Origin of the sequence: Brevundimonas sp. Leaf280 (assembly GCF_001422455.1) — a bacterium.
In the GTDB taxonomy this organism is placed as follows: domain Bacteria; phylum Pseudomonadota; class Alphaproteobacteria; order Caulobacterales; family Caulobacteraceae; genus Brevundimonas.
Map to the genome: position 1 here is coordinate 197,343 of NZ_LMNC01000002.1, position 26,385 is coordinate 223,727.

Annotated in this window: 23 protein-coding genes; 11 read left to right on the forward strand and 12 right to left on the reverse strand. The window is 65.0% G+C overall.

Going from position 1 to position 26,385, the window contains the following annotated elements; translation table 11 throughout:
• Positions 1–2 precede the first annotated feature (2 nt).
• A complete protein-coding gene (locus ASF31_RS04480; protein WP_055753535.1) occupies positions 3–1,787 on the reverse strand; it encodes an acyl-CoA dehydrogenase in 1,785 nt (594 codons plus the stop codon).
• A 134-nt stretch (positions 1,788–1,921) separates the two neighbouring features.
• On the opposite strand from ASF31_RS04480, the gene ASF31_RS04485 reads away from it, so the two are divergent.
• Positions 1,922–2,473 carry a cytochrome b gene (locus ASF31_RS04485; protein ID WP_055753536.1) on the forward strand — a complete coding sequence of 184 codons (552 nt, stop codon included), beginning with the start codon at positions 1,922–1,924 and terminating at the stop codon, positions 2,471–2,473.
• Positions 2,470–3,387 carry an L-threonylcarbamoyladenylate synthase gene (locus tag ASF31_RS04490; protein ID WP_055753537.1) on the forward strand — a complete coding sequence of 306 codons (918 nt, stop codon included), beginning with the start codon at positions 2,470–2,472 and terminating at the stop codon, positions 3,385–3,387. The genes ASF31_RS04485 and ASF31_RS04490 overlap by 4 nt, the downstream gene beginning before the upstream one ends.
• Here ASF31_RS04490 and ASF31_RS04495 read toward each other — a convergent pair.
• The 7 genes from ASF31_RS04495 to metC form a co-directional block, all read right to left on the reverse strand.
• Positions 3,384–4,451, reverse strand: a complete 1,068-nt coding sequence (locus ASF31_RS04495; protein ID WP_082465013.1) for a patatin-like phospholipase family protein — start codon at positions 4,449–4,451, stop codon at positions 3,384–3,386. The two genes, ASF31_RS04490 and ASF31_RS04495, sit on opposite strands and share 4 nt — an antisense overlap.
• Positions 4,452–4,469: 18 nt before the next feature.
• Entirely contained in the window at positions 4,470–5,312 is an 843-nt protein-coding gene (locus tag ASF31_RS04500; protein ID WP_055753538.1) for a 3-hydroxybutyrate dehydrogenase, read from the reverse strand.
• 53 nt (positions 5,313–5,365) lie between these two features.
• Complete coding sequence (yaaA, locus tag ASF31_RS04505; protein WP_055753539.1) at positions 5,366–6,136, reverse strand: peroxide stress protein YaaA; 771 nt, start codon at positions 6,134–6,136, stop codon at positions 5,366–5,368.
• An 84-nt stretch (positions 6,137–6,220) separates the two neighbouring features.
• Positions 6,221–7,633, reverse strand: a complete 1,413-nt coding sequence (locus ASF31_RS04510; RefSeq protein WP_055753540.1) for an FAD-binding oxidoreductase — start codon at positions 7,631–7,633, stop codon at positions 6,221–6,223.
• A gap of 48 nt (positions 7,634–7,681) precedes the next feature.
• Positions 7,682–9,766 (reverse strand): DNA topoisomerase IV subunit B, encoded by a 2,085-nt coding sequence (locus tag ASF31_RS04515; protein WP_055753541.1) that lies wholly within the window; start codon positions 9,764–9,766, stop codon positions 7,682–7,684.
• A complete protein-coding gene (locus ASF31_RS04520; protein ID WP_055753542.1) occupies positions 9,741–11,087 on the reverse strand; it encodes an O-antigen ligase in 1,347 nt (448 codons plus the stop codon). The genes ASF31_RS04515 and ASF31_RS04520 overlap by 26 nt, the downstream gene beginning before the upstream one ends.
• A gap of 23 nt (positions 11,088–11,110) precedes the next feature.
• The gene (gene metC / locus ASF31_RS04525) at positions 11,111–12,289 is read right to left on the reverse strand and encodes a cystathionine beta-lyase (protein WP_055753543.1); all 1,179 of its coding nucleotides are present in this window, start codon (positions 12,287–12,289) and stop codon (positions 11,111–11,113) included.
• A gap of 92 nt (positions 12,290–12,381) precedes the next feature.
• On the opposite strand from metC, the gene ASF31_RS04530 reads away from it, so the two are divergent.
• Both ASF31_RS04530 and ASF31_RS04535 read left to right on the forward strand, forming a co-directional pair.
• Positions 12,382–13,461, forward strand: coding sequence for an amino acid ABC transporter substrate-binding protein (locus ASF31_RS04530; protein ID WP_235551242.1), 1,080 nt, complete (start codon positions 12,382–12,384; stop codon positions 13,459–13,461).
• Positions 13,462–13,494: 33 nt separating this feature from the next.
• Entirely contained in the window at positions 13,495–14,817 is a 1,323-nt protein-coding gene (locus tag ASF31_RS04535) for a dicarboxylate/amino acid:cation symporter (protein WP_055753544.1), read from the forward strand.
• A 2-nt stretch (positions 14,818–14,819) separates the two neighbouring features.
• Here ASF31_RS04535 and sseA read toward each other — a convergent pair whose 3' ends face one another.
• The 3 genes from sseA to ASF31_RS04550 are packed head-to-tail and all read right to left on the reverse strand — an operon-like array spanning position 14,820 to position 18,351.
• Positions 14,820–15,644, reverse strand: a complete 825-nt coding sequence (sseA, locus tag ASF31_RS04540; protein WP_055753545.1) for a 3-mercaptopyruvate sulfurtransferase — start codon at positions 15,642–15,644, stop codon at positions 14,820–14,822.
• Positions 15,641–16,861 (reverse strand): cyclopropane-fatty-acyl-phospholipid synthase family protein, encoded by a 1,221-nt coding sequence (locus tag ASF31_RS04545; RefSeq protein ID WP_055753546.1) that lies wholly within the window; start codon positions 16,859–16,861, stop codon positions 15,641–15,643. The genes sseA and ASF31_RS04545 overlap by 4 nt, the downstream gene beginning before the upstream one ends.
• A gap of 32 nt (positions 16,862–16,893) precedes the next feature.
• Positions 16,894–18,351, reverse strand: coding sequence for a deoxyribodipyrimidine photo-lyase (locus ASF31_RS04550; RefSeq protein ID WP_082465014.1), 1,458 nt, complete (start codon positions 18,349–18,351; stop codon positions 16,894–16,896).
• A gap of 111 nt (positions 18,352–18,462) precedes the next feature.
• Between ASF31_RS04550 and kdsA the strand changes: the two genes are divergently transcribed.
• The 7 genes from kdsA to ASF31_RS04585 all read left to right on the forward strand — a co-directional run bounded on the left by kdsA (position 18,463) and on the right by ASF31_RS04585 (position 25,872).
• Complete coding sequence (gene kdsA / locus ASF31_RS04555; protein WP_026108227.1) at positions 18,463–19,341, forward strand: 3-deoxy-8-phosphooctulonate synthase; 879 nt, start codon at positions 18,463–18,465, stop codon at positions 19,339–19,341.
• Positions 19,342–19,359: 18 nt separating this feature from the next.
• Positions 19,360–20,814, forward strand: coding sequence for a D-glycero-beta-D-manno-heptose 1-phosphate adenylyltransferase (rfaE2, locus tag ASF31_RS04560; protein WP_055753548.1), 1,455 nt, complete (start codon positions 19,360–19,362; stop codon positions 20,812–20,814).
• A gap of 8 nt (positions 20,815–20,822) precedes the next feature.
• A complete protein-coding gene (gene rfaD / locus ASF31_RS04565; protein ID WP_055753549.1) occupies positions 20,823–21,812 on the forward strand; it encodes an ADP-glyceromanno-heptose 6-epimerase in 990 nt (329 codons plus the stop codon).
• Complete coding sequence (locus ASF31_RS04570) at positions 21,812–22,903, forward strand: DUF3089 domain-containing protein (RefSeq protein ID WP_055753550.1); 1,092 nt, start codon at positions 21,812–21,814, stop codon at positions 22,901–22,903. The genes rfaD and ASF31_RS04570 overlap by 1 nt, the downstream gene beginning before the upstream one ends.
• 75 nt (positions 22,904–22,978) lie before the next feature.
• Positions 22,979–23,968: an SPFH domain-containing protein gene (locus tag ASF31_RS04575; protein ID WP_055753551.1), complete on the forward strand. Its 990-nt coding sequence runs from the start codon at positions 22,979–22,981 to the stop codon at positions 23,966–23,968.
• A gap of 17 nt (positions 23,969–23,985) precedes the next feature.
• Complete coding sequence (locus tag ASF31_RS04580; protein ID WP_055753552.1) at positions 23,986–24,444, forward strand: NfeD family protein; 459 nt, start codon at positions 23,986–23,988, stop codon at positions 24,442–24,444.
• A gap of 30 nt (positions 24,445–24,474) precedes the next feature.
• A complete protein-coding gene (locus ASF31_RS04585; protein ID WP_055753553.1) occupies positions 24,475–25,872 on the forward strand; it encodes an MFS transporter in 1,398 nt (465 codons plus the stop codon).
• Here ASF31_RS04585 and rnhA read toward each other — a convergent pair.
• Positions 25,869–26,321: a ribonuclease HI gene (rnhA, locus tag ASF31_RS04590; protein WP_055753554.1), complete on the reverse strand. Its 453-nt coding sequence runs from the start codon at positions 26,319–26,321 to the stop codon at positions 25,869–25,871. The two genes, ASF31_RS04585 and rnhA, sit on opposite strands and share 4 nt — an antisense overlap.
• Positions 26,322–26,385: the final 64 nt, after the last annotated feature.

Genomic DNA, 26,385 nt, shown 5'->3' on the forward strand with positions numbered 1-26,385 from the left:
GATCATCCGGCCAGCGCGTCCACCGTCATCCGCCGCAGCAGGTCGCCGCCCTGACCCACGGCAGCCAGTCGGCTGGAGACGTGGCCCAGCACATTGGCGGCATAGACTTCGTAGAGGTCCAGCTTGCCCTGCAGCCAAACCGGATCGCCGTCGTTGGCGTCCAGCTTCGCCTTGGCGGCAAGCGCGCCTTTGGCCAGCATCCAGCCGCCGGCCACATCGCCCAGCAGTTTCAGATAGGCGTCGGCCGCCGCCAGCACATCCGCCGCGGCGTTCGGATCGGCCTTCTGATCCAGCAGCCACAGGGTCGCGTCCACGACCGCCTCGATGGCGGTGGCGAACCGTTCGACCGGCTTGCCGCTGTAGAGCTTGCCGAGATCGACCAGCGTCGCCTTCATGTCCGCGATCAGCGCCTTGGCTGCATCGCCGCCGTCCATCGACAGTTTGCGACCGACCAGATCCATGGCCTGAATGCCGTTGGTGCCTTCGTAGATCGGGGCGATGCGGGCGTCGCGATAGTATTGCGCCGCGCCGGTCTCCTCGATGAAGCCCATGCCGCCATGGATCTGGACGCCCATCGAGGCGACCTCGCAGCCGATATCGGTGGACCAGGCCTTGGCGATCGGGGTGAACAGGTCTTCGCGTCCCTTCCAATGGCGGCGTTCCTCTTCGGTCCCGGCGTGGCGGGCCAGATCGGCGGCGACGCCGGTCGACAGGCACACGGCGCGCGCCGCCGAAATCTTGGCCTTCATGACGCTGAGCATGCGGCGCACGTCGGGATGGTCAAAGATCGGGGCGTTGGCCTCGCCGGTCCAGACCGAGCGACCCTGACGGCGGTCCAAGGCATAGGCGAGGGCGTGCTGATAGGCGCGTTCGGCGATGCCGACGCCTTCGACGCCGACGGCCAGGCGCGCCGCGTTCATCATCACGAACATATGGGCCAGGCCCTGGTTCGGCTGACCGACCAACTCCGCGGTTGCCCCTTCATAGCTCATGACGCAGGTCGGAGAGGCGTGGATGCCCAGCTTGTGCTCGACGCCGACCGGGCGGAAGGCGTTGCGGTCGCCCAGCGTGCCGTCTTCCTTCACCGCAAACTTCGACGCCAGGAACAGGCTGATGCCCTTGGGGCCCTTGGGCGCGTCCGGCAGGCGGGCCAGCACCAGATGGACGATGTTGTCGGTCGCGTCGTGGTCGCCCCAGGTGATGTAAATCTTCTGCCCGTTCAGCGCATATGTCCCGTCGCCGTTCGGCGTCGCCGTGGTGATCAGCGAACCAAGGTCCGATCCGGCGCCCGGCTCGGTCAGCACCATGGCGCCGGTCCATTCGCCGCTGACCAGCTTGGTCAGATATTTGGCCTTCTGCTCTTCCGTTCCGACCTGCTCCAGCGCCTCGATCGAGGCCAGCGACAGCATGGGGCACAGGCCGAACGCCATGTTGGCGGCATGGACGGTCTCATAAGCCGCCAGTTCCAGCGCCTTGGGCAGGGCCTGTCCGCCGGCTTCGGTCGAGGCCGACAGCCCGGTCCAGCCGCCGGCCGCGAACTGGCGATAGGCGTCGGCGAAGCCAGGCGCGGCGGTGACGGCGCCGTTGGCGTAGGTCGAGCCCTTCTGATCCCCAATCCGGTTTAGCGGCGCCAGCACCTCTTCGGAGAACTGTCCCGCCGCCTCCAGAACGGCGCCGGCGACATCGGCGTCATAGTCGGGAAAGGCGCCGGTTGCGGCCACGTCGGCCATGCCGGCGACGGATTCCAGAGTGAAGGCCAGGTCTCGAACGGGCGCGCGATAGGTCATGGGTTTCCTCAATCGTCTTTGCGGCCTAAGTGCCGCGTCGGGGCCTGTCGCTGCAAGCGTCTTGGCGACGCGCCCCGTCTCAGTGCAAAGTGGCTGAATGCATGGTGACGCCGTGCCGTCGCGGAAGGGAAGACATGGGCGAGCCCCGCAATCGATATTCGGTCGTTTCCCTGATGATGCATTGGGGCATCGCCGCCGCCGTTCTGGCGCAGGTGCTGCTGATCACGGCGCATGAGAATACAGAAGGGCCGATTTCGGGCCAGTTCGTCATGCTGCACAAGTCGCTGGGTCTGACGATCCTGGTGCTGACCCTTGCGCGGATCGGATGGCGCCTGGCGCATCCGGCGATTCCTCTGCCATCCGTTTTGCCGCGCTGGCAGAAGGTGGCGGCGCGCGCGACGCACGTCCTGTTTTACCTGGCTCTGATCGTCATTCCGATGACCGGTTGGCTCGCATCATCGGCGGGCGGGCGCGCGATCGAGTGGTTCGGCCTCTTCTCCTGGCCCCTCTTGCCCGTCAGCGGCGGGCGTGAAGTGGCGCGCAGCCTGATGGTGCTGCACGAACTGGCGGTGAAGGGGCTCTATGTCTTGATCGCGCTGCATGTGATCGCGGCGCTCAAGCATCAGTTCATTGATCGGGACAATGTGCTGCACCGGATGATCCCGATCATCCCGCGCCGACCGTGAACCAAACGCCGCTGCAAGCCGCACAGGCGCTGGCGAACGGCGATCTGATCCTGCTGCCGACCGAGACCGTTTATGGACTGGGCGCCGACGCAAGCAATGCCGAGGCGGTCGCCGCCATCTTCGCCGCGAAAGGGCGGCCGAAGTTCAATCCGCTGATTTCTCATGTCGTCGATGCCGATGCGGCGGCCCAGATTGGGGAGTTGGGTCCGCTCGGACTTGCCTTGGCGGACGCCTTCTGGCCCGGGCCCTTCACCCTGATCACGCCAATCCTGGACATGCGCAGCGTCTGCGATTTGGCGCGCGCCGGATTGGACAGCGTCGCGATCCGCGTTCCGGCGCATCTGGTGGCGAGGGAAGTATTGGCGGCGTTCGGCGGCCCGGTCGTGGCCCCCTCGGCCAATCGTTCCGGTCGACCGAGCCCGACGACCTTCCCCGATGCTGTCGAGGAGACGGGCTTTGCGGTCTCAGCGGCTGTCGATGGCGGACCCTGCCAGGTCGGTCTGGAAAGCACGGTCGTGTCAGTGCTGGGAGGAAGGGTCGCCTTGCTTCGTCCCGGCGCCATCACCCGGTCCGAGATCGAGGCGGTCGTCGGCGCCATTGAAGAGGGCTCAGAAGGGCATCGTTCGCCCGGGCGACTGACCCTGCACTATGCACCGGATGCTCCGGTTCGCATCGAGGCCGGCGCGGCGCGTGACGGCGAAATCCTGCTCGGCTTTGGCCCCGAAGCCGGCGAGCCACGCTGGAGCCTGAGCCCGTCGGGCGACCTGCGCGAAGCCGCCGCCAATCTGTTCCGACTGCTGCGCGAGGCCGACCGCACACGGCCGACGGGTATCGCCGTGTCGCCGATTCCGACGACGGGACTGGGTGAAGCCATCAACGACCGTCTGCGACGCGCCGCAGGCTTCGTCGGCTAGCCGAAGCGGGCCTGAAGATCGACGCTGGACTGGCGTCCGACGCTGCCCAGGCAAGCATTCAACCAATCGTCGGCGGCCGCACGTCCCCGCGCCTTCATGTCGTTGAGGAAACCCCATTCGGTATTGAACTTGGATCGCAGCGACAGGTCCGAGAGCCAGCCGTCCGCCTCAATGGCGTGCAGTCGGACGTGCCGATAAGGTCCGGCGCCGCCGCCTTTCAACTGCCCATGTTCGATCAGTTCACCCGCCAGGGCGATGGCGCGCAGTTCTGCGACCAGCGGCGCGTTGAAGACGATCTCGTTTAGCCGATCGACGATGTCGCCTGCGCTTTTCGGCGTCTCGTCGCGCACCATCGGATTGAGTGTGATCAGCAGGACGTCGTCCGGCGTGTCGTCTCCGGTCAACGGCCACAGCGGCGGATTGGTCAGATAGCCGCCGTCCCAATAGGGCTCCCCATCGATCTCCACGGCTTGAAACAGATGGGGGAGGCAGGCCGACGCCATCAGGACATTGGCGTTGATCTCATTCGTCTGGAAGATGCGCGCTTTCGCTTGGCGCACAGCGGTGGCGGCGACGAAAAGCCGGATGTCCGAGGCCTGGACGGCGCGGAAATCGACCGAGGCCTGCAAAACCCGTTTCAGAGGATTATGGTTCAGTGGATTGAATTCATACGGGTTCATCGACATCGCCAGCGTCTCGCCCGCACGCCAGAATGGGTTGTCCTTGATCCAGTCAGGCGTCCGCGCTGCGGTCCAGATCGCGCTGTCGCCGAAGACGTTGCGACCGCCGGACTGGTTCACCTCTCGCCAAAGCTTGTCCAACGCGGCGCGGCCATCCCCTGACGCGAGGCCCGACACCAGGGCCGCGCCGTTCATCGCCCCCGCTGACACGCCGGACACCGCGCGAATATCCAGACGATCGTCTTCCAGCAGACGATCCAGCACGCCCCATTGGAACGCGCCGTGTGCGCCGCCGCCCTGAAGCGCAAGGCAGATGGGCCGTCGGGCGGGAACAGCGGGAACGATGTCCGCCGCTTCGGCGGTCTTGCGCTTGAAAATCGCCATGACCGCCGCCTTCCTTTGCTACTGCGCGGTCCAGCCGCCGTCGATGGAGAAGCTGGCCCCGTTGGCCGAGGCGCCGAGGTCGCTGACCAAGTAGAGGAAGATGCCGGTCAGTTCCTCCGTCGTGACGAACCGCTTTGTCGGCTGGGCCGCCAGGATCACGTCCGTCAGCACCTGCTCCTCGGTCATATTTCGCGTGCGCGCCTGATCCGCAATTTGTTTGGTAACGATCGGCGTCTCGACAAAGCCGGGGCAGATGGCGTTGCAGGTGATGTTGTCGCGCGCCAGTTCCAGTGCGACCGTCTTCGTAAAGCCGATGACGCCATGTTTCGCCGCGACATAGGCGGACTTGAACGGACTGGCCACCAGACCGTGCGCAGAGGCCATGTTGATGATCCGGCCGCGCCCCTGCGCCTTCATGATCGGGATCGCCGCGCGCGTGGCGTAAAAGGCCGACGACAGGTTGATGGCGATGATTTTCTCCCACTGATCGGTGGGGAATTTCTCGACGGATTCGACGTGCTGGATCCCGGCGTTGTTGACCAGGATGTCCAGGCGGCCCAGTTCGCGTTCAGCGAAGGCGATCATGTCGGCGATTTCGTCACCGCGCGTCATGTCCGCCGGATGATAGAGGACGCGAACGCCGGATGAGGCCTCCAGATCGGCGCGGGTGCGCTCGATCTCCGCGGGGTCGCCCAGGCCGTTCAGAACGACTTCACCGCCGCCTCCCGCCACGGCGCGTGCGAGAGCCAGCCCGATGCCAGAGGTCGAGCCCGTGATGACCGCGACCTGCCCTTTCAGATCGCCGATACCGCGTGCCGCCCGACTGTCGGCGCCCGTGGAGTCTTTAGGCTCTTGCGACATGAATCCGCCCCTTCGTTTGTTTTGGCGAGATTAGCGGGAGGTCGATGTCGGGATCAAGAATTTCCCGATCTGATGAATATCCACTCGGCGTCGGTCGAGGCGGCCTTGTCGAACGCATAACCGTCCCGGTCGAACGCCTTCAGGTCCGCGACCCGTTCCACGCGCTCGTCGATCGCGAACCGCGCCATGGCCCCGCGCGCCTTCTTGGCGAAGAAGGAGATGATGCGGCTCTCGCCGTTCTTCTCTTCCCGGAACTGGGGCGTGACGACAGGCAGTTTCAGAGCCTTTGCATCGACGGCCCCGAAATATTCCTGGCTGGCCAGATTCACCAGCGTCGGATCCGACTGGCCCTCGGCGTCTTCGTTCAATTGTTTGGAAATCCGGTCGCCCCAGAAGTCGTACAGGCTGGCCCCACGACGCGTCTTCAGCCGCGTGCCCATCTCCAGCCGATAGGGCTGAATCCGGTCCAACGGACGCAGCAGGCCGTAAAAGCCGGACAGAATGCGCAAATGATCCTGCGCGAAAGCCAAGTCGTCGGCGTCCAGTTCGCGCGCTCGCAAGCCCTCATACACATCGCCGGCAAAGGCGAAGGCCGCCTGAACGCCCTCTGTGGATTCTGGATCGAATGCCTTGAAGCGCGAGGCGTTCAGGGTCGCCAGATTGTCCGAAATCCCCATCAGCCGACGCAGATCCGCCTTGGTCTGGCGCTTGGCGGTTTTGGACAGGCTGGCGGTGTCTTCGACGAACCGGCGGTCGCTGCCGGGAATAACCCCATCGGCTTCGGTGAAATCGAGGCGCTTGGCCGGGGAAAGAACAATCAGCAAGACGCGGCTCCGTAATGTCGCCGCCCACATAGGATGCTTCGATGACGATTTGAACCGGCTGCGGCGAAGCGGCGATTAGGGTCGCTAGAACAAAACGGCTGGGTTCATGATCCGCTTGGGATCGATGGCGCGGCGGATGGCGGCCATGGTTTCGATCTCGAGCAGGGACTTGTAGCGTTTGACCTCTTCGGTCTTCAGCCGGCCCAGGCCGTGTTCGGCGGAGATGGAGCCGTCATAGGTTCCGACAACGTCGTGAACCACTTGCGAGCCTTCCTTCCAGCGGCCGATGAAGGCGGGGATGTCCTGACCCACGCCGGGCAGGATGTCGTAGTGCAGGTTGCCGTCGCCGACGTGGCCGAAGACCGAGATGCGGGCGCCGGGGTGGAAGCGTTCGACGGCGGCCGAGGCTTCGTCGATGAATTCGGCGATGCGGCTGATGGGAACGGAGACGTCGTGTTTCCAGCCGCCGCCCTCGGGCTTGAGGGCCGCCGAATGTTCTTCGCGCAGACGCCAGAAGGCGGCGCGCTGGGCGTCGTTCTGGGCGATGGCGGCGTCGGTGATCAGGCCTTGCTCGAAAGCGACCTCCAGCAATGCCTCGATCTGGGCCTCGGCGCCGCCGGGCGTACCGGAGGCGACCTCGATCAGGACATACCACTCGGGCGTCGAGTCCAGCGGCTCGCGGGTGTCGGGGATGTTCTTGAGGACCAGTTCCATGCCGAGGCGCTTCATCAGTTCGAAGGCCTCGACCCCGCCGCCCGTCTCGGCCTTAGCGCGTGCGAGCAGTTCGACGGAGGCGGCGGCGGTTTCCAGGCCGACCACCGCGACGGCGCGCGAGCGCATGATGGGGAAGAGTTTCAGGGTGGCGGCGGTCACGACGCCCAATGTGCCCTCGGCGCCGATCAGCAGCTGTTTCAGGTCGTAGCCGGTGTTGTCCTTGCGCAGACGCTTCAGGCCCCGGAAGATTTCGCCGTTGGGCATGACCGCTTCAAGGCCCAGCACCAAGTCGCGCATCATGCCGTAGCGCAACACCTGGGTGCCGCCGGCGTTGGTGGAGATGACGCCGCCGATGGTTGCCGAGCCTTCAGCCGCCAGGCTGAGCGGGAAGTAGCGACCGGCCGCCGTCGCCGCCCGCTGCGCCTCAAGCAGGGTCAGGCCGGCCTCGACCGTCATGGCGTCGTCGAGCGGGGTCACATCGCGGACGGCGCGCATCTTGCGGGTCGACAGCAGGACCTCGCCGAAGGGGATCTGGCCGCCGACCAAGCCGGTGCCGCCGCCTTGGGACGTAATGGCGACGCCCTCACGAGCGCAGATCGTCACCGCGCGCGCGACCTCTTCCGTCGAACGCGGGGTCAACAGGATCGGCGTATTGCCGGTCCAGCGATTGCGCCATTCGGTCAGCGACGGGGCGATGACATCAGGATCCTGGGTCCAGCCGCCCGGACCCAGCGCGGCCTTCAGTTCGTCGAGCACGGCGGCGGAGGGGGCGGGCGTCTGCATGCCCCCTTTTGTCAGGCGTTGTCTTGCGTTGGAAGGGCCGCTGGGGCCTCAGACGTCGAGTTCTTCTTTCACGAACTGCGCATTTTCCTGAATGAACTGGAAGCGTGCGTCGGCGCGCTTGCCCATCAGGCGTTCGACCAGGTCTTCGATGCTGGTTTCGGCGTCGGGGACCGTGATGCGGGCCAGGGTCCGCTTCTTGGGATCCATGGTGGTCTCCTTGAGCTGGGAGGCCATCATTTCGCCCAGGCCCTTGAACCGGCCGATCTCGGTCTTCTTGCCCTTGAAGACGGTGCTCAGCAGTTCGTCGCGGTGCGCGTCGTCGCGGGCGTATTCGCTCAAGGGGCCGGCCGAAATTCGGTACAGCGGCGGCAGGGCCATGAAGACCCGACCCTGGCGGATGGTCTCGGGCATGACGCGATAGAAGAAGGTGATCAGCAGGGCTGCGATGTGAGCGCCGTCGACATCGGCGTCGGTCATGATGACAATCCGCTCGTAGCGCAGGTCGTCAATGTTGAAGCGATTGCCCGGCTGGACGCCCATGGCGAGCGCCAGGTCGGACAGTTCGACGTTCTGACGCAGTTTGTCCGCCGTGGCCGAGGCGACGTTCAGGATCTTACCACGCAGGGGCAGAATGGCCTGGGTCGTGCGGTCGCGCGCCTGTTTGGCCGAGCCGCCGGCCGAATCGCCTTCGACAATGAACAGCTCGGTGCCCTGGGCCGACTGGCGGCTGCAGTCCGACAGCTTGCCTGGCAGGCGTAGTTTGCGGGTGGCGGCGGCGCGCTGGACTTCTTTGTCCTTGCGGCGACGCAAACGGTCTTCGGCCCGGTCGATGACGAAGCCAAGCAGGGCGTTGGCCTGTTTGGGGCTTTCAGTCAGCCAGTGATCCAGCGGGTCACGGAGCAACTGCTCCACGATGCGCGTCCCCTCAGGCGAGGACAGGCGGTCCTTGGTCTGGCCCTGGAACTCGGGATTGCGGATGAAGACGCTGATCAGGGCGCCGGCGTTGGCGATGACGTCCTCGGCCGTGATGATGGCGGCGCGCTTTTCGTTGGTCAGTTCGCCATAGGATTTTAGACCCTTGACGAGAGCGGCGCGGAAGCCGGCTTCGTGCGTGCCCCCGTCGGGCGTCGAGACGGTGTTGCAGTAGGACTGGATGAACCCGTCGGATTCGCCGAAACCGATGGGCGACCATGTGACGGCCCATTCGAATGCGCCCGCCTCGCCCTGACGCTCGGCACGGCCGGCGAAGGTGGGGGTGACGGTGTCCAGTTCGCCGATCCGATCAACAAGGGCGTCGGCCAGGCCGCCTGGGAAGTGCAGGCTGGCCTGGGTCGGGGTGGCGTCAGTGATTCGTTCCGGCGCGCAGGTCCACCGGATCTCTACGCCTCGGAAGAGATAGGCCTTGGAGCGGGCCATACGGAACAGGCGGGCGGGCTTGAACGCCGCCCCCATGCCGAAGATTTCGTCGTCCGGCTTGAAGCGGATCAGGGTGCCGCGTTTCTTGGACGGGCCGATCTGCTGGATCGGGGCCAGGACGGCGCCGCGGCTGAAAGCCTGTTTCCACTCGAAGCCGTCGCGCCAGACGGTGACCTCGACGCTTTCGCTCAGCGCGTTGACGACCGAGACGCCGACGCCGTGCAAACCGCCCGAGGTTTCATAGGCTTTGCCCGAGAACTTGCCGCCTGAGTGGAGGACGGTCATGACGACTTCCAGCGCAGACTTGCCGGGATGTTTCGGATGCGGATCGACGGGGATGCCGCGTCCGTCGTCGCGAACCGACAGATAGCCTTCGGCGTCCAGATCGACGGTGATCAGCTTGGCATGCTTCGCCACCGCCTCGTCCATCGCGTTGTCGAGGACTTCGGCGAACAGGTGGTGCAGGGCGCGCTCGTCGGTGCCGCCGATATACATGCCGGGGCGTTTGCGAACAGGTTCAAGCCCTTCCAGCACCTCAATCGATGAGGCGGAATAGCCGGTGGCGGCCGCCGTCGTGGCCGTGGCCTGAACAGGAGGCGGCGCGGGGGTTGGGGCGATAATGGGTGGAGCCGCAGGCGGGGTCACCGCAACAGGCTTGGGCGGCTCGGGTTTGCGAGCTTCGGGTTCGTCGTCAAAAGCGAAGAGGTCGGCGGCCATTCACATAGTCTGAGGCGATTCGGGACCGGGTCTGGTAGGCCCGTGAGGCCGGTCGAGCAAGCGGCGCACGAACCGGGGCCGGATCAAAGGTCACGGCGCGGGCCATAATCGCCAGCATCAGCACCCAGGGCAGGTTGGCGTGGGTCAACAGCACGCTCTCCGACAGGCTCAGCGCGGTGAAAACGGCCAGATAGGCGATGCTCCAATAACCTTCCCGCGCGCCCAGACCGTTCGTCCGCGCGACGATGAAGACGGCGGAAATCGCCATGACGGCGCCGACCGCCACCGCGCCGGGCCAGCCCAACTGGACCAGCAGGTCGATCCAGCCGTTGTGCGCGGACGGCACGGGCCACTGGGTCTCGATGCGGATTTCGCGTGCGGGAATGGAATCCACGCCCCAGAAGGCGCTGAAGCCGTAGCCGGTCCAGGGGCGTTCGGCGACCTTTCGCATCAGAGCCTCCCAGATCAGGGTGCGACCGGTCAGGGAGGGGTCTTTGCCGAGCGCCTCCAGGATCGCAGCGGAATCCGAGTTCCACACCCAGGTCGCGCCTGCCGCCGTGATGACCCCCAGCCAGATGCCGACGACCGTGATGACCGCGCCGCCCTGCTTCAACATCCACCACCCGCCCACCATGCCCAGGCCCAGCCCCCAGCACAGAAGCGAGGTCTTGGATTGGGTTGCGAGCACCAGGAGCGTGGTCAGACCGAGCGTCAGGAGGCACACCCAGAAACGGTTGCTGCGTCCGGAGATATGATCGGCGGCCAGGGTCGCTGCGGCGGAGACGGCGCCCACCACCATGACCAGCCCCATCTGGTTCTTCTCGTACCAGAGGCCGCGCCACAGGCCGGCGTTGTCGAACTGGTGCACCCCGACCTTCGGATAGCCGAACACCATGATCAGGCTGCCGATCGCCATCACCAAACAGGTGTACATCAGGACGCGCGGCAGGGCGTCGTCACGGAACCGGGCGCCCAGATAGACGGCGAAAGCGCTGTTAATCGCCATGGCGATGACGCGGCGCTCAGTGACCTCGGGGTCGATGGACCAGTATTTCGAGACGAAACACAGGGCGACCAGAGCGAACATCATCAGCCAAGCGGGCCAGGCGCGTATGACCTTGTCGAAGCGAAAGACGATCAGGCCGGCGATGACGGCATAGACCGGCAACCAGATGAACCGCAGGATCGGCGTTTCGACCTGGGTCGGCGCGATCACAGGCGCGATCAAGGCGCCGGTCAGCATGAAGATGACGAAGCCGGCCGCCCACTGTTCCCACAGCGGCGGCGAATCATCCGGGGTCTGAACGGGCGGTTCGCGCACGGGCGCACAGTCCTTTGCGGCGCTTAAGGAACCGTGAGCGCGGCGGTGAAGGCGGCGAGACCTCGTTCCAAATCGGCGATCAGTTCGGAGGGGTCTTCCAAACCGACATGCAGTCGGATCAGTTCGCCCTCAAGCACGGGCGGATGGCAGCGGTAGTCCATCTGATGGGTCTCGTGGGTGATCAGGCTTTCGAACCCGCCCCAGGAATAACCGAGGCCGAACAGTGTCAGGGCGTTCAGGCACGCCTCGCCCGCCGCCTTGTCGCCGCCCTTCATAACCACGCCCATCAGGGACGCCGCGCCGGTGAAATCTCGCCGCCACACATCATGGCCGATCGAGCCGGGCAGGGGTGGATAAAAGACGCGGGACACCTCGGGTCGAGCGTGCAGCCACTCCGCGATGATCAAAGCCGACCGCGCCTGTTCGGCATAGCGCAGCGGCAGGGTCCGCAGGCCGCGCAGCGCAAGCCAGGCATCATCGGGCGACACATGCCAGCCGAGATCCTCGATGGTGTCGCCGATCGCGCGCAGGCAGGCGGGATTGTTCGACGCAATACAGCCCATCAGCACGTCCGAATGACCGCCGACATATTTGGTGACGGCCTGAACGCTGACATCCACGCCATGGGCCAGCGGACGATAGGCCAGGCCGGCGGCCCAGGTATTATCGACCACCGTCAGGACGCCTCGTGTGCGGCAGGCCTGGGCCACGGCGGCGACATCGACCATTTCGAATGTGAGAGAGGCTGGCGACTCCATCAGCACCAACCGCGTGCGTTCGCCGATGGCGGCCACAACAGCCTGCGCGTCTGCGTCTGCGGGCAAAAAGCGGGTCGTGACGCCGCGGGTCGATTGATAACGGCTCAGGAACCGGCGCGTCGGACCATAGACGGCGTCCGTTGTGATCACCTCGTCGCCCGGTCTCAAAAGCGCCAGCAGCGGAACTGTGACGGCCGCAAGGCCCGACGGAACGAGGAAGGCCCCCTCCGCGCCCTCCAGATCGGCCAGGGCGCGGCGAAGATCGCGGGCGGCGCTGGTCCCGCTGAGGCCATAGGTCGGCCCGTCGGTCTCGTCGCGCATGACGGCCGCGCTATCGCTCAACATCGTCGAGGCGCGTTCGATCGGCGGATTGACGCCGCGCCGGCCCTGGCCGCGTCGCGTGGCGGCGGCGATCAGGCGGGTGCGGTCCGAATGCGGCGACATGGCCCCTCCGATGGGTTGCGGATCGAGCCCTAAAGGCCTCTAAAGCCAGCGGGGCGCAAGCGGCGAGGGACTGGAACGCGATGCGGTGCTGGATGATCGGAGCGATGGCGGCGGTGCTGCTGACGGCGGCTTGCGGGCGCAAGGACGCCAATCCTGCGCCGGAAACCAGCCCTGTCACGTCCGCGCAAGCGTCCTCGACTGCGGTCGCGAAAAGCCCGACGCTGGCCGCCATCAAACGCCGCGGTCGCTTGAACTGCGGCGTGCATCAGGGGTTGGTCGGCTTTGCCTACACCGACAATCGCGGCCAGTGGCGCGGCTTCGACGTGGACTTCTGTCGCGCGACGGCGGCGGCTGTGCTGGGTGATGCCGACGCGGTGCGGTTCGTGCCTCTGTCGGCGTCCGATCGTTTCACGGCGCTGAACGACGGCCGCATCGATGTGCTTTGGCGCAACTCGTCCTGGACCATGAGCCGCGACGCGGGCGAGGGGTTCGTCTTCGCCGGCGTCAACTATTACGACGGCCAGGGCTTTCTGGTTCGGCGTTCGCTGAACCTGAACAGCGCGACTGAACTGACGGGCGCGCGGGTTTGCGTTCAATCGGGTTCGACGTCCCAGGCCAACGCTGCCGATTATTTCCGGTCTCGAGGCATCGAATATCGACCTGTCGTGTTCGAGACGGAGGAGGCGGCGCGCGACGCCTATGGTCGCGAGGATTGCGACGCGTTCAGCGCCGACATCTCTGCGCTAGCGGCTGCGCGGACCGTGCTGACCAATCCCAACGAGCATGTGATCCTGTCCGATGTGGCGTCCAAGGAGCCGCTGGGGCCGGTTATCAAGGCGGGCGACGAACGCTGGGCCTCTACCGTCCGCTGGACCCTGAACGCCCTGATGCTGGCCGAAGAACTCGGGGTCACCAAGGCCAATGCCGAAGATCAGTTCAAGACGACGACGGACCCACGCGTGCGACGTCTTTTGGGCGCCGAGGGCGAGTTCGGACCCATGCTGGGGCTGTCGAACGCCTGGGCCAAGGACGCCGTGGGTGCGGTCGGAAACTATGGCGAAATCTTCGAGCGGAATCTGGGGTCGCAATCGGCGCTCGACCTAGCGCGCGGTTTGAACGCACAATGGAACGCGCGCCCGGCCGGCTTGATCTATGGCCTGCCGATCCGATAAGCGCCGACGCTTGCATCGCTTCCTGGGGGACAGATGACCGAGACGAAACGCGGCGGCCTTGCGCTGCACTGGCTGATGTTGATCGGTTTCGCGGTCGGTCTGATCGGGGGATTGCTGATCAATCTGACGCTGGGAGCGGATACGGCCTGGGTGGTCTGGCTGACGGACAACGTCACCGGACCGCTGGGCCAGATCTTCCTGCGCCTGCTGTTCATGATGGTGATCCCGCTGCTGTTCTCGGCCCTGGTGGTCGGGGTGGCCGAGATGGGCGATCTCAGCTCGCTTGGACGGGCGGGGATCAAGACCCTGCTGCTGACGATCCTTGTGTCCAGCATCGCCGTGGTGATCGGCCTGATGATGGTCAATGTGTTCCAGCCGGGACGCGGGGTCGATCCGGTGCTGGCGCAACAACTGCTGGATCAAGGACGTGACGGCGCCGCCGGTATCGTCAGGGGCGCGCCCGAAACCATCCAGCTGGGTGATTTCTTCCTCGACCTGATCCCGTCGAACGTCTTCACCGCGGCATCCGAGAACCAGATCTTGCCGGTGATGGTGTTCGCCCTGTTCTTCGGCATCGGCCTGGTGATGGCCAAGTCGCCCGCGACCGACCGGTTGCAGCAGGCCATCGAGGGCATGTTCGAAGTCACGATGAAGCTGATCAACCTCTTCATCAAACTGGCCCCCATCGCCATCGCCTGCTTGATGTTCAACCTGGCGGCCCTGTTCGGCTGGGACCTTTTGGTGCGCCTCGCGGCCTATGTCGGCGTCGCGGTGGGCGCGATGGCGATCCACATGTTCGTCGTCTATCCGGTCGTGATCTGGATCCTTGGCGGCCGGTCGCCGATTGCCTTCTTCAAGGGCGTGCGCGAGCCGATGGTGGTGGCCTTCTCGACCGCTTCCTCCAACGCGTCTCTGCCTGTGTCGCTTAAGGCGGCCGAGCAGGAGCTCAAGCTGCCGCGCAAGATCGCCCGCTTCGTCCTGACGGTCGGCGCCACCGCCAACCAGAACGGCACGGCCCTGTTTGAAGGCGTGACGGTGCTGTTTCTGGCTCAGTTCTTCGGCATCGACCTAACAATTACGCAGCAGATCATCGTCATGCTGGTCTGCATCCTTGGCGGCATCGGTACGGCAGGCGTGCCGGCAGGTTCGCTGCCGGTCGTGGCGATGATTCTGGTGATGGTGAAGGTGCCGCCGGAGGGCATCGGCCTGATCCTGGGCGTCGACCGCTTCCTGGACATGTGCCGCACAACGCTGAACGTCACGGGCGACCTGGTTCTGGCGACTGTCGTTTCGCGCGGCGAGGAAGACGAGCCGATCGACGCCGACGATGTCGTCTCCGTGGCGCCGCCGGCCTGATCTCAGCCGGTTTCGACGGGGGTGTCCGTTCGGGCACCCCATTCAGCCCAGGAACCGTCATAAAGCCGCGACGAACGACCGAGTTCTGTCAGGCCCAGTGTCAGTATTGCGGCGGTCACTCCGGATCCGCAGGTCGTGATCACGGGTCGGCTGATATCCACGCCGGCGTCCGCAAAGGCCTGCGCCAAGGCGGCTCCACGCTTCATCGTGCCGTCGTCGTTTAGCAATCGGCCGTAGGGGAGGTTGCGCGCGCCGGGCATATGGCCGCTGCGAACGCCGGCGCGAGGTTCGGGCGCCGCGCCGTTGAATCGTGGTGCGCCTCGCGCATCCACGACCTGGGCGTCCTGGGCCAAGGACGCGCTCACGTCATCCAACGAGGCGACAGCATCGAGCGCCATCTTGGCATGGAAGTCTTTTGCATCTGCGACTGAAGGCCCGGAGACGGTTGGCAGGCCGTCGTCACGCCAGCGCGGCAGGCCGCCGTCGAGCACCTGAACCCTCGTCGCGCCCATCGTCTTCAGCATCCACCAGACGCGCGCCGCCGAGAACAGTCCGGTCGTATCATAGACGACGATCTGCTCGTCGACGGAGAGGCCCAGCGTCCCGACCGCCGCCCCAAAGGCCTCTGGCGTCGGCATCATGTGGGGCAAAGCGCTGTCGCGATCCGATATGGCGTCCAGATCGAAGAAGACGGCGCCAGGGATATGGGTCTGTTCGAAGTCGACGCGCGCATCTCGCCCATCCAGATGCCAGCTGCCATCGACGATCCGTAAATCCGGCGCGCCCAATCGCGCGGCGAGGTCCGTCGTGGAAATCAGCGGACTCATGAGCGAGACAGGCTCAGTTGGATGACGTCGGTGCGGCTAGAGCGGAAACCGGCCTCGCAATAGGCCAGATAGAAGTGCCAGAGCCGACGGAATCGTTCGTCAAAGCCGGAAAGCTTTCTGATCTCGCCCCAGGATGCCTGGAAACGTTCATCCCAAAGCTTGAGCGTGGCAGCGTAGTCGAGGCCGAACCGTTCCACCGATTGCCAGGACAGACCGGCTTTCGCGACGACCGGCGCCAGCCGGTCTTCGGAGGGCAGCATGCCGCCGGGGAAGACGTACTTCTGGATAAAATCCGTCCGGGCATTGTACTCGTCGAACAGGTCGTCCTGGATCGTGATGATCTGCAGTCCGGCCTTACCGCCAGGTCGAAGAACGTCGTGGACCTTGCCGAAGTAAGCGGGCCAGTACTCCATGCCCACAGCCTCGAACATCTCGATGGACGCCACCCGATCAAATCGACCCTGCACATCGCGGTAGTCGATCAGCTGAATATCGGCGCGGTCGCTCAAACCCGCGTTGAACATGCGCTGGCGAGCGAAATCGTGCTGCTCTTTGGAAATCGTGATCCCGGTGACCTTGGCGCCGATCTCGCGAGCCGCGAACTCGGCGAAGCCGCCCCAGCCGCAGCCGATTTCCAGCACTGACATGCTTGGCCGAAGATCCATCATTCGGGCCAGGGCGGCGTATTTCTCACGCTGCGCCACCTCCAACGCCTCACCATCGCGGCTGAAGCGGGCCGATGAATATGTCATCGTGCCGTCCAGCCACTGGGAATAGAAGGCGTTGCCCAGATCGTAGTGGGCGTGGATGTTTTTCTTCGATCCGGTCTTGCTGTTACGATTGGTGCGATGGCTCAGCCAGTTGACCACCCACATGATCAGGTTGCCGTCGAACAGGCGCCGGATGTGATCGTAGTTGTCCACCAAGGTTTCGAGCAGACCGGCCAGGTGCGGACTGTCCCACTCGCCCGCGATATAGCCTTCGGCGAAGCCGATATCGCCGGCCGCCAGGACGCGGCGTGCAAACCGATAGTCGCGCACGGTCATCATGCCGCTGGGACCCGGCCGCTTGCCTTGAAGCACATGGGTCTCGCCATTGGGCAGTTGCACGGTCAAGCGGCCGAAGGTCCAGTTGGCGGCCAGAAGCCGCAGCAGCATGGCGAACACGCGCGGTGTTCGGCTGGCGACGGCTTCGATATCGGCGTGTGCGACGCTCATCTTTTGACTTTCAACGCGGAATACAAAGGGGGTCAATCACGGTCGCTGTGGTCGTCGCCGCGACCGGAAACGGTCTTCAGGGCAGCGAGCGCCCGGGCGCGGCCCTTCTCGTGTTCGACGATCGGTTTGGGGTAATCGCGCCCTAGAACGATTCCGGCGTCACGCAGCACTTCAGCGGGTGCGCTCCAGGGTGACTGTAGCCAGCGGTCCGGCAGGCGGCGAAGTTCAGGCACCCACCGACGGACATAGCCGCCGTCGGGATCGAACTTTTCACCCTGCGTGATGGGATTGAAGATGCGGAAGAAGGGGGAAGCGTCTGCGCCAGAGCCTGCGACCCACTGCCAGTTCTGCGCATTGCTGGCCCGGTCGGCATCCACCAGCGTGTCCCAGAACCAGGCTTCACCTTCGCGCCAGTCGATCAGCAGATGTTTGATCAGGAAGGAGGCGACGACCATCCGGACCCGATTATGCATCCAGCCCGTCGTCCAGAGCTGGCGCATACCGGCGTCCACCAACGGGTATCCGGTCCGCCCCTGTCGCCACGCCCTGAGGCTCGCGTCGTCCTTACGCCAGGGCATGGCGTCATATTCGGGACGGAACGCGCGCTCGGTGATGTAGGGAAAATGGTGCAGCAGGTGCGCCGAGAACTCGCGCCAGCCGATCTCAGCAATGAATTTGTCGGCCTCCGATGATGACACCTTGCCGTCTTTGGCCTCCTGTCGGGCGCGGTCTATCGCCCGCCAAGGGCTGATCTCGCCCCAGTGAAGATGCGGCGACAGGCGGCTGTTGGCGCCTTGCCGGTCGGGAAAGTCGCGATCCTTCGCATAGGTCTTCAGGCCGGATGGTATGAACCTGGATAAGGCCTGCGAGGCCCCATCCTCCCCCGGCGTCCAGTCGAAGCCCTTGGACCAATCCGGACGGTGGGGGTGCAGCTTCCAGCCGTCGAGGTCGTCGGATTGAACCGTTTCGGGCGTCTGTATCTGGCGAGGTCCCGTTGTGTGAGCCGGCGCCTCGGCCGTGGCCAGCAGAGCTCTCAAGAACGGCGTGAAGACTTTGTACGGCTGGCCCGAACCGTTCAGCACCTCGCCCGGGCGGCAGAGCAGGGCGCCATTGAAGCCACGGCATTCGACGCCGTCCGCCTTGAGCGTATGGGCGATTTCGGCGTCATGCTCAAACGCCTCTGGTTCGAACAGGCGGTTCATAAAAACAACGTCGGCGCCGGTTTCGGCGATCAGCGCCTGAAGCTGGCTCAGCGCATTGCCCTTGCGCAGAATCAGGCGCGAACCGCGATATTGAAGCGCGGCATCCAGCGCCCTCAACGACTTGTCGAGCCACCAGCGCGACGCGGCGCCCATCGGCCGCTCGAAATGCTCGTCTAGAATATAGACGGGCAGGATTGGTCGCCCCGTCTCCGCCGCGTGGTTCAGGGCGGGATTGTCATGCAGTCGCAGATCGCGGCGAAACCACAGGATGACAGGTTTGGTGGCCACGCGGGCGAACTCCGTGATAACTTGCGCTCATCCCTTCAGAGCGCCACCTGATGGCCCAATAGCTGCGGCAAAAGCCGCCTCCACAACACCGAACGTCGAAAGAGCCGCCTCGTGAGCCGACCCAACGCTGTCATTACGTTGTCCGAAGGTCTTCGGACGCCTGTCGTCATCGGTGGCGGCGCAAGAATCGCTTTCATCGCCGGTCCTTGCCAGATGGAGAGCCGCCAGCACGCGCTGGAGACGGCCCATGCCCTGAAGGAAATCGGCGAGCGGTTGAACGTCGGCATCATCTACAAGACCAGTTTCGACAAGGCGAACCGGACCAGCGCCAGCGCCGCGCGGGGCATCGGTCTGAAAGACGCCATGCCGATCTTCGCCGAGATTCGCGAGGTGACCGGCCTGCCAACCCTGACGGACGTCCACTCCGAGGTTCAGTGTGGTCCGGTCGGCGAGGTCGTCGATGTGTTGCAAATCCCGGCCTTCCTCAGCCGCCAGACCGACCTGCTGCTGGCCGCCGCCGCCACCGGCAAGGCGATCAACATCAAGAAGGGTCAGTTCCTGGCTCCTTGGGACATGAAGAACGTCATCGCCAAGGTCGTCGGCGCCGGCAATCCGAACGTCATGGCCTGCGAACGCGGCGCCAGCTTCGGCTACAACACTCTGGTCAGCGACATGCGAGCGCTTCCGGTGCTGCGAGAGATCGGCTGCCCCGTCGTCTTCGATGCGACCCACAGCGTTCAGCAGCCGGGCGGGCAGGGCGCGTCGTCGGGCGGTCAGCGCGAGTTCGTGCCGGTGCTCGGGCGCGCGGCGGTGGCCGTCGGCGTCGATGCAGTCTTCATGGAAACGCACCAGGATCCGGATAATGCGCCGTCGGATGGCCCAAACATGGTGCCGCTGAGCCAGTTCGAGGCCCTGGCCGCCGAACTGATCGCCTTCGACGACCTGGCCATCAAGATCGGGGCCAAGGCGCCGGTGGCGCAGGCCGCCTGAATCCTCTAGGTCGGACCCATGTCTGACACCTTGGATCTGGGCGCCCTTCAAAGCCTGTTGGAGCGCGTGCGCGGCCTGAAGATCGCCTGCGTCGGCGATCTGATGCTGGATCGCTACGTCTATGGCGAGGTGAGCCGCATCTCGCCCGAGGCGCCGATCCCTGTGCTCCGCACCAGCCGCACCGTCGCCATGCCGGGCGGCGTCGGCAACGTCGCGCGTAATATCGCGGCTATGGGTGGGGTGGCGCGGCTGGGCGCCGTGATCGGCGACGACGCGGCTGGAGCGGAACTGACCGCTCTGATCGCCGCCGAGCCGCACATAGAAGACGTCGTGGCGAGGCCGGCAGGCGCGTCCACCATCGTGAAGACGCGCTTCGTTTCGGGAGGGCAACAGCTGTTGCGTTTGGATGACGAGGCTGCGCCGACCTCGATCCAAGATTCGGACGCGTTTGCAGACGCTTCGGTGTATTTGCTCTCAGATTACGCCAAGGGCGTCGTCAGCGATGCACTTCTGGCTTCGGCGCTGAACGCGGCGCAGACATCGGGTGCGCCGGTTGTCGTCGATCCAAAGGGAAGGGACTTCGCTCGCTACGGCGCGGTCGATGTCATCAAGCCCAATGCTTCGGAACTGGCCGGCGCCACAGGCCTGCCAGTCGGGACGGACGCCGAGGTCGAGACGGCGCTGGCCGCCTTGCTGGCCGCCACGACCGTCAAGGCGATCATCGTCACACGTGCGGGTAAGGGCATGAGCCTGGCGCGGCGCGGCGAACCGGTGAAGCACTTCCCCGGCCGGGCGCGCGAGGTCTTCGACGTGTCTGGCGCGGGCGATACAGGCCTGGCCGCGATCGGGTTGGCGCTGGGCGCCGGCGCGTCGCTTAAGATGGCGGTCGAGTTCGCCATCCTGGCCTCGGGCGTGGTTGTCGGGAAGGCCGGCACAGCCGTGGTGACACCCGCCGAGCTGATCGAAGCCGAACTGAGCCAGCACGCCACCGCTGCGGTATCCAAGGTGACGCCGCTCGACGAGCTGGCGGTTGAGGTCGAAGGCTGGCGGCGTCAGGGCCTGAAAGTCGGTTTCACCAACGGCTGTTTTGACATCCTGCATCGCGGCCATGTCGCCTATCTGACGCAGGCGCGCAGCTGGTGCGATCGTCTGGTCGTGGCGCTGAACACCGACGCCTCCGTCAAACGACTGAAGGGCGAGGGGCGACCTTTGAATGATCTGGACAGTCGCGCCGTCGTCATCGGCGGGCTGGCCAGCGTCGACCGCGTCACTAGCTTCGATGATCCGACGCCGATCGCCCTGATCGAACGGCTGCGTCCTGATGTTCTTATCAAAGGCTCGGACTATACGCGAGAGGGCGTCGTGGGCGGCGATCTGGTCGAAAGCTGGGGCGGCGAGGTCAAGCTGGCGGATTTCAAGGATGGCTATTCGACCACGCGAACGATCGAGAAGATGACAGGGAGCGCGCAGTGACGCCGAGAATGATCGTCGTGACCGGCGGCGCCGGTTTCATCGGTTCAAACATCGTTGCGCGGCTGACAGCCGAGACCGCCTATGATGTGGTCGTCTGCGATCGGTTGGAGACGGCCGATCTGGCCAAGTGGAAGAACCTGGCGAAACACGCGATCGCTGACTTCTGGTCGTCCGAAGAGTTGTTCGAACAGCTGGAGCGTCATGCCGCGCGGATTGAGGCCGTGGTGCACATGGGCGCGATCTCTTCGACGACAGAGCCGGACGCTGATCTGATTCTGCGGACCAACTTCACCCTGTCGCGCGACCTGTGGGACTGGTGCGCAGTTCGGGGCTCGCGGATGATCTACGCGTCTTCCGCTGCGACCTATGGCGACGGCGAGACGGGCTTTGATGACGACGACGATGCAGAGTCATTGTCTCAGCTTCGTCCGCTAAACGCCTACGGCTACTCGAAAATGCTGTTCGATCAGTATGCAGTCCGGCAGGCGGATCGGGGGCAGGCGCCGCCCCAGTGGGCGGGGCTGAAGTTCTTCAACGTCTATGGCCCGAACGAAGGTCACAAGGGCGGAATGAAATCGGTCGTGGCTCAAATCTGGCCCAAGGTCGCGGCGGGCGAGACTGTGACCCTGTTTCGGTCGCACAATCCGAACTATTCGGACGGCGGTCAGATGCGTGACTTCGTCTATGTCGACGATGTGGTCGATATCATTGAGTTTCTGCTTCAGTCGCCGCAGGTCTCGGGCATCTTCAACGCCGGCTCGGGCCAGGCGCGGTCGTTCGCCGATCTTGCGCGCGCCACTTTCGACGCCGCCGGCAAGACGCCCTCCATCGACTATGTCGATACGCCCCTGTCGATCCGCGACCGCTACCAATATTTCACGGAAGCCCGCATGGACCGCATCCGCGCCGCAGGCTTCGAGGGTCAATCCACGCCGTTGGAAGAGGGCGTGCGGCGCTACGTGCAGGACTTCCTCGCCACGGCTGATCCGTACCGCTGATGCGTCGGCTGACCTTCAGGCAATGGGTCGGATATGCAGGCTTCGCCGCCGTCTTCGTGCTGACGGCGGCCGTCGCGGTTTGGAGCGGCGACATCCTGAGGGCAGGTCTGGACCCGCAGGTGCCGTTTCAAACCTACAAGCCGCCGCCCGCGCCCGACTATCGAAAGACATCCTCCTGGGCGCTGATCGATCAGGGCGCGCCTAACCAGGCGGCGGTCTTCTTCGTCATGCCGACCACTTTCGATGGCGGGGCCGAGTGGAATGGGCCGATCGACGATGCGCGGGCCAACGCCTATATGCGTCGCGTCGTGCTGCCCAACTATGCGTCGCCCTTCGCCCGAGAAGGCAGGGTCAGCGCGCCGCTTTATCGCCAAGCCAGCCTTTATACGCGACTGACCTTGCGTGACGACGCGCGCGAAGCGCGCGCCTTCGCCTATGAGGACGTGAAGGCCGCCTTCGAATTGTGGCTGCAGCAGCATCCCTCTGGCCCCATCGTTATCGCGGGGGTCGAACAGGGCGGGGAGCTGACGGCGCGCCTGGTTCGCGACCAACTCCGCGCCGAACCGGCGCTGAAGGACAGGCTTGTCGCCGCCTATCTGATCGAGACCCTGGTCGGGAGCGAGATGTTCCGGCAGGCGATCTCGCCCTGCGACGCCGCTGGTCAAACGGGATGTGTCGTGGCCTGGGCGTCGGTGCAGGACGGCGACGAACCGGGCGCGCGGCGAAAGCTGAGACGCGCTCTGGAATGGGACGATCGCGGCGATCTGGTGAACTTGTCGACCGATCCCATCTGCGTGAATCCAGTGACGGGTGCTGCGAGCCAGCCGCGCGCCCCTGCGCGTCAGCACAGCGGCGCGACCAATGCGACCGGCCTGGAATGGGGCGCCCGACCGGCTCTCACTGGTCGGTTGATCTCCACCGAATGCCGTGGCGGCCTGTTGCGGCATAGCGCGCCGGACGCCGATTTCTTGACGGCTGGCGGCAGCTGGGCGGATCGGCGCAAGATCGTCCCCTACAATCTGTTCTACGGCGACATCGAACGTGACGCCAGCGTGCGTCTGGCGGCCTGGCGGGCCAAGCACGGCCTTTAAAGCGGCCGTCCTCTCGGTTTGTCTGGCGCCGCTCGCGCGCAGCGGGTAGGCTTGCCGCGTCAGGGAGGGATCTGAATGGACGTGACCACCATCTTCGCCGGCGTAGTGCTGCTGCTGGCCATCGTGCTGTTGATCAGCGTGATCAAGATCGTGCCGCAAGGCCGTGAATTTACGGTCGAACGCTTCGGCAAGTACACCAAGACGCTGAGCCCTGGCATCGGCTTCCTGACGCCGTTCGTGGAACGCGTCGGCCGCCGCATGAACATGATGGAACAGGTGCTGGACGTGCCGACCCAGGAGGTCATCACCAAGGACAACGCCATGGTGAAGGTCGATGGCATCGTCTTCATCCAGGTGATGGATTCCGCCCGTGCCGCCTATCGCGTCGACGATCTGCCCTATGCGATTTCGCAGCTGTGCATGACCAATCTGCGGACCGTCGTCGGTTCAATGGAACTGGATGAGGTGCTGAGCCAGCGCGACAGCATCAACACGCGACTGCTGCATGTCATCGACGCAGCGACCGAGCCGTGGGGAGTCAAGGTCAATCGGATCGAGATCAAGGACCTGACCCCGCCGACCGACATCACCAACGCCATGGCCCGTCAGATGAAGGCCGAGCGCGAACGTCGGGCCGTCATCACCGAGGCCGACGGCGAGAAATCCGCCGCCATCGCCCGCGCCGAGGGCGCCAAACAGGCTGCCATCCTTCAGGCCGAGGGTCGCAAGGAAGCCGCCTTCCGCGACGCCGAGGCGCGCGAGCGCGAGGCCGAAGCCGAGGCCCGCGCCACGGCCATGGTGTCGGAAGCCATCGCGCGCGGAGACGTCAACGCCATCAACTATTTCGTGGCTCAGAAATACGTCGAGGCCTTCGCGGAACTGGCGCGCAGTCCGCAGCAGCGCACCGTCATCGTGCCCGCCGAAATGGGCGCCCTGGTCGGCACGATCGCCGGCATCGGCGAGATGGTCAGCCTGGCCAAGGATCAGAACTCGGGCGCGACCCCACCCGTGCGGCCCGCGCCGCCCCGCCGCCCCTCCGGGGGCTCGGTTCCACCCTCGGCCTGATCCTAGGAGGCTCACCGATGATGTCGCTTGCTGATCTCTATGTCGCCCAGCCGTTCTGGATCTGGTTGGCGATCGGGGTTCTGCTGCTGGCGGTCGAGGCGATGTTCTCGACCGAATGGCTGCTGTGGCCGGCTGTGTCGGCCGGCGTTGTCGCGGTCATGACGGCGGCGGGCGTGCGGTTAGGGCTACCGGGCGAGGTCGCCGTCTTCGCGGTTCTGACCGTCATCGCCACACTGCTGTCCCGCCGTCTGATCTCCAAAGCCAATCCCGACGGTCCCGACATCAATGACCGCGACAGCCGTCTGGTCGGCCAGCGGGCGCGGGTGGTCGAAACGTTCGTCTCGGGCCGCGGTCGCGTCTTCATCTCAGGCGCTGAATGGCCGGCGGAGATCGTGGGCGAGGCGCCGGTCGAAGGACAGGATGTCGTCGTGATGCGCGTGAACGGCTCTTTGCTGACGGTGCAATCACCCGTCTGAACGCAACGGTAGCATCGGCGTTCGTCAGGCATGACAGACAGCCAGAACGCCGTCACAGACGGCTTGCCGACACCCAGACGCTATTGGGCCATCGTGTCCATCGGCTTGGGCATCACGCTTGCCGTCCTGGATGGCGCGATCGCCAATGTCGCCCTGCCGTCGATCGCGCAGGATTTGCAGGCGTCATCGGCCGCCTCGATCTGGATCGTCAACGCTTATCAGATCGCCATCGTGGTCGCTCTTTTGCCACTGGCGTCGCTGGGCGAGATCATCGGTTATCGCCGTGTGTCGCAGGCGGGTCTGGCCGTTTTCACACTGTCCTCCATCGCGTGTGTGTTCGCCAATTCCATCGAGACGCTCAGCCTCGCGCGCGTTGTTCAGGGTTTCGGTGCAGCGGGCATCATGAGCGTCAACGGAGCCTTGGTCCGTTACACCTATCCGCAGCGACTGCTGGGTCGTGCAGTCGGAATCAATGCGGTGATCGTTTCGCTGGCGGCGGCGGCGGGGCCGACCATCGCCAGCGCCATCTTGGCTGTCGGACACTGGCGTTGGCTGTTTGCGCTAAATGTGCCGATCGGTCTGCTGGCGGTGTCGCTGGCGGGTTTCACCCTACCGCACAACCGACTTCAGCCGCGGAAGCTGAACTGGCTCGGGGCTGCGCTGAACGCAGCGGCGTTCGGCCTGCTGATCACCGGCCTTCAATCGCTGGCGCATGGCGAAGCGGCTGTTCTGGGCTTCGGTCTGACGGGGGCAGGGCTCGCAGCCGGGGTCTTGCTGATTCGCCAAGAGCGATCCCGGACTTCGCCGCTGATCCCCCTCGACCTGCTGGCGCGACCGATGTTCAGCCTGTCGGTCGCCACATCGGTCATATCCTTCACCGCTCAGATGATGGCGTTCGTGGCCTTGCCCTTCTTTCTCCAGGGAGCGTTGGGGCTTACGGCGGTCGAGACCGGCTTGCTTATGACGCCTTGGCCACTGGCGACCATGATTGCAGCGCCGCTGGCCGGCCATCTGTCTGATCGCTATTCCGCAGGCGTGCTGGGCGCCATCGGCCTGAGCCTGTTTGCTTGCGGCCTGATGGCGCTCAGTTTTCTCAATGCCGATTCGAGCCATTTCGACATCATCTGGCGCATGGCCCTTTGCGGCGCGGGCTTCGGATTTTTCCAGTCGCCCAACAATCGCGCCATGCTGTCGGAGGCCCCGAAAGATCGCGCCGGCGCAGCGGGTGGCACCCTGGGCATGGCGCGGGTCGTCGGGCAATCCCTGGGCGCCGTGGTGGTGGCTTTCCTGCTGTCGGCCGCGCCGATCAACGGCGTCGGTCACGGGTTCCAGATCGCGGCCGTCACGGCCCTGTTTGGCGCGGTGATGAGCGGATCGCGGGTCCACCGACGTCCAGCCGAGCCGGACAAGGAGGTCGAGGCGGTCTAGCGCCGAGGCAATTCCGCGACACCGCGATTCGCCAGTTGGTCGGCGCGTTCGTTCAGTTCATGGCCGGCATGACCCTTCACCCATCGCCATTTCACGTCGTGCCGCAGACGCGCCGCGTCCAGCCGCTGCCATAGATCGGCGTTCTTCACCGGCTTCTTGTCGGCGGTCAGCCAGCCACGCGCCTTCCAACCACGCATCCATTCGGTGATTCCCTGCATCACGTACTTGCTGTCGGTATGCAGTTCGACCTTGCAGGGCCGTTTCAGGGCTTCCAGCGCCATGATCGCGGCCATCAGCTCCATGCGGTTGTTGGTCGTGTTGGCCTCGCCGCCCCACAGTTCCTTTTCGTGACCGCTGCCGGCCTGAAGCACGGCGCCCCAGCCTCCGGGCCCCGGATTGCCCTTGCAGGCGCCGTCGGTGTGGATGATGACGTGATCGGAGGGACTCATGGTCGCGCAGACCTACAGCCTCCCTTGGCGCGGGGCCATCACTGCGCCTATATGCGGGTCGAAT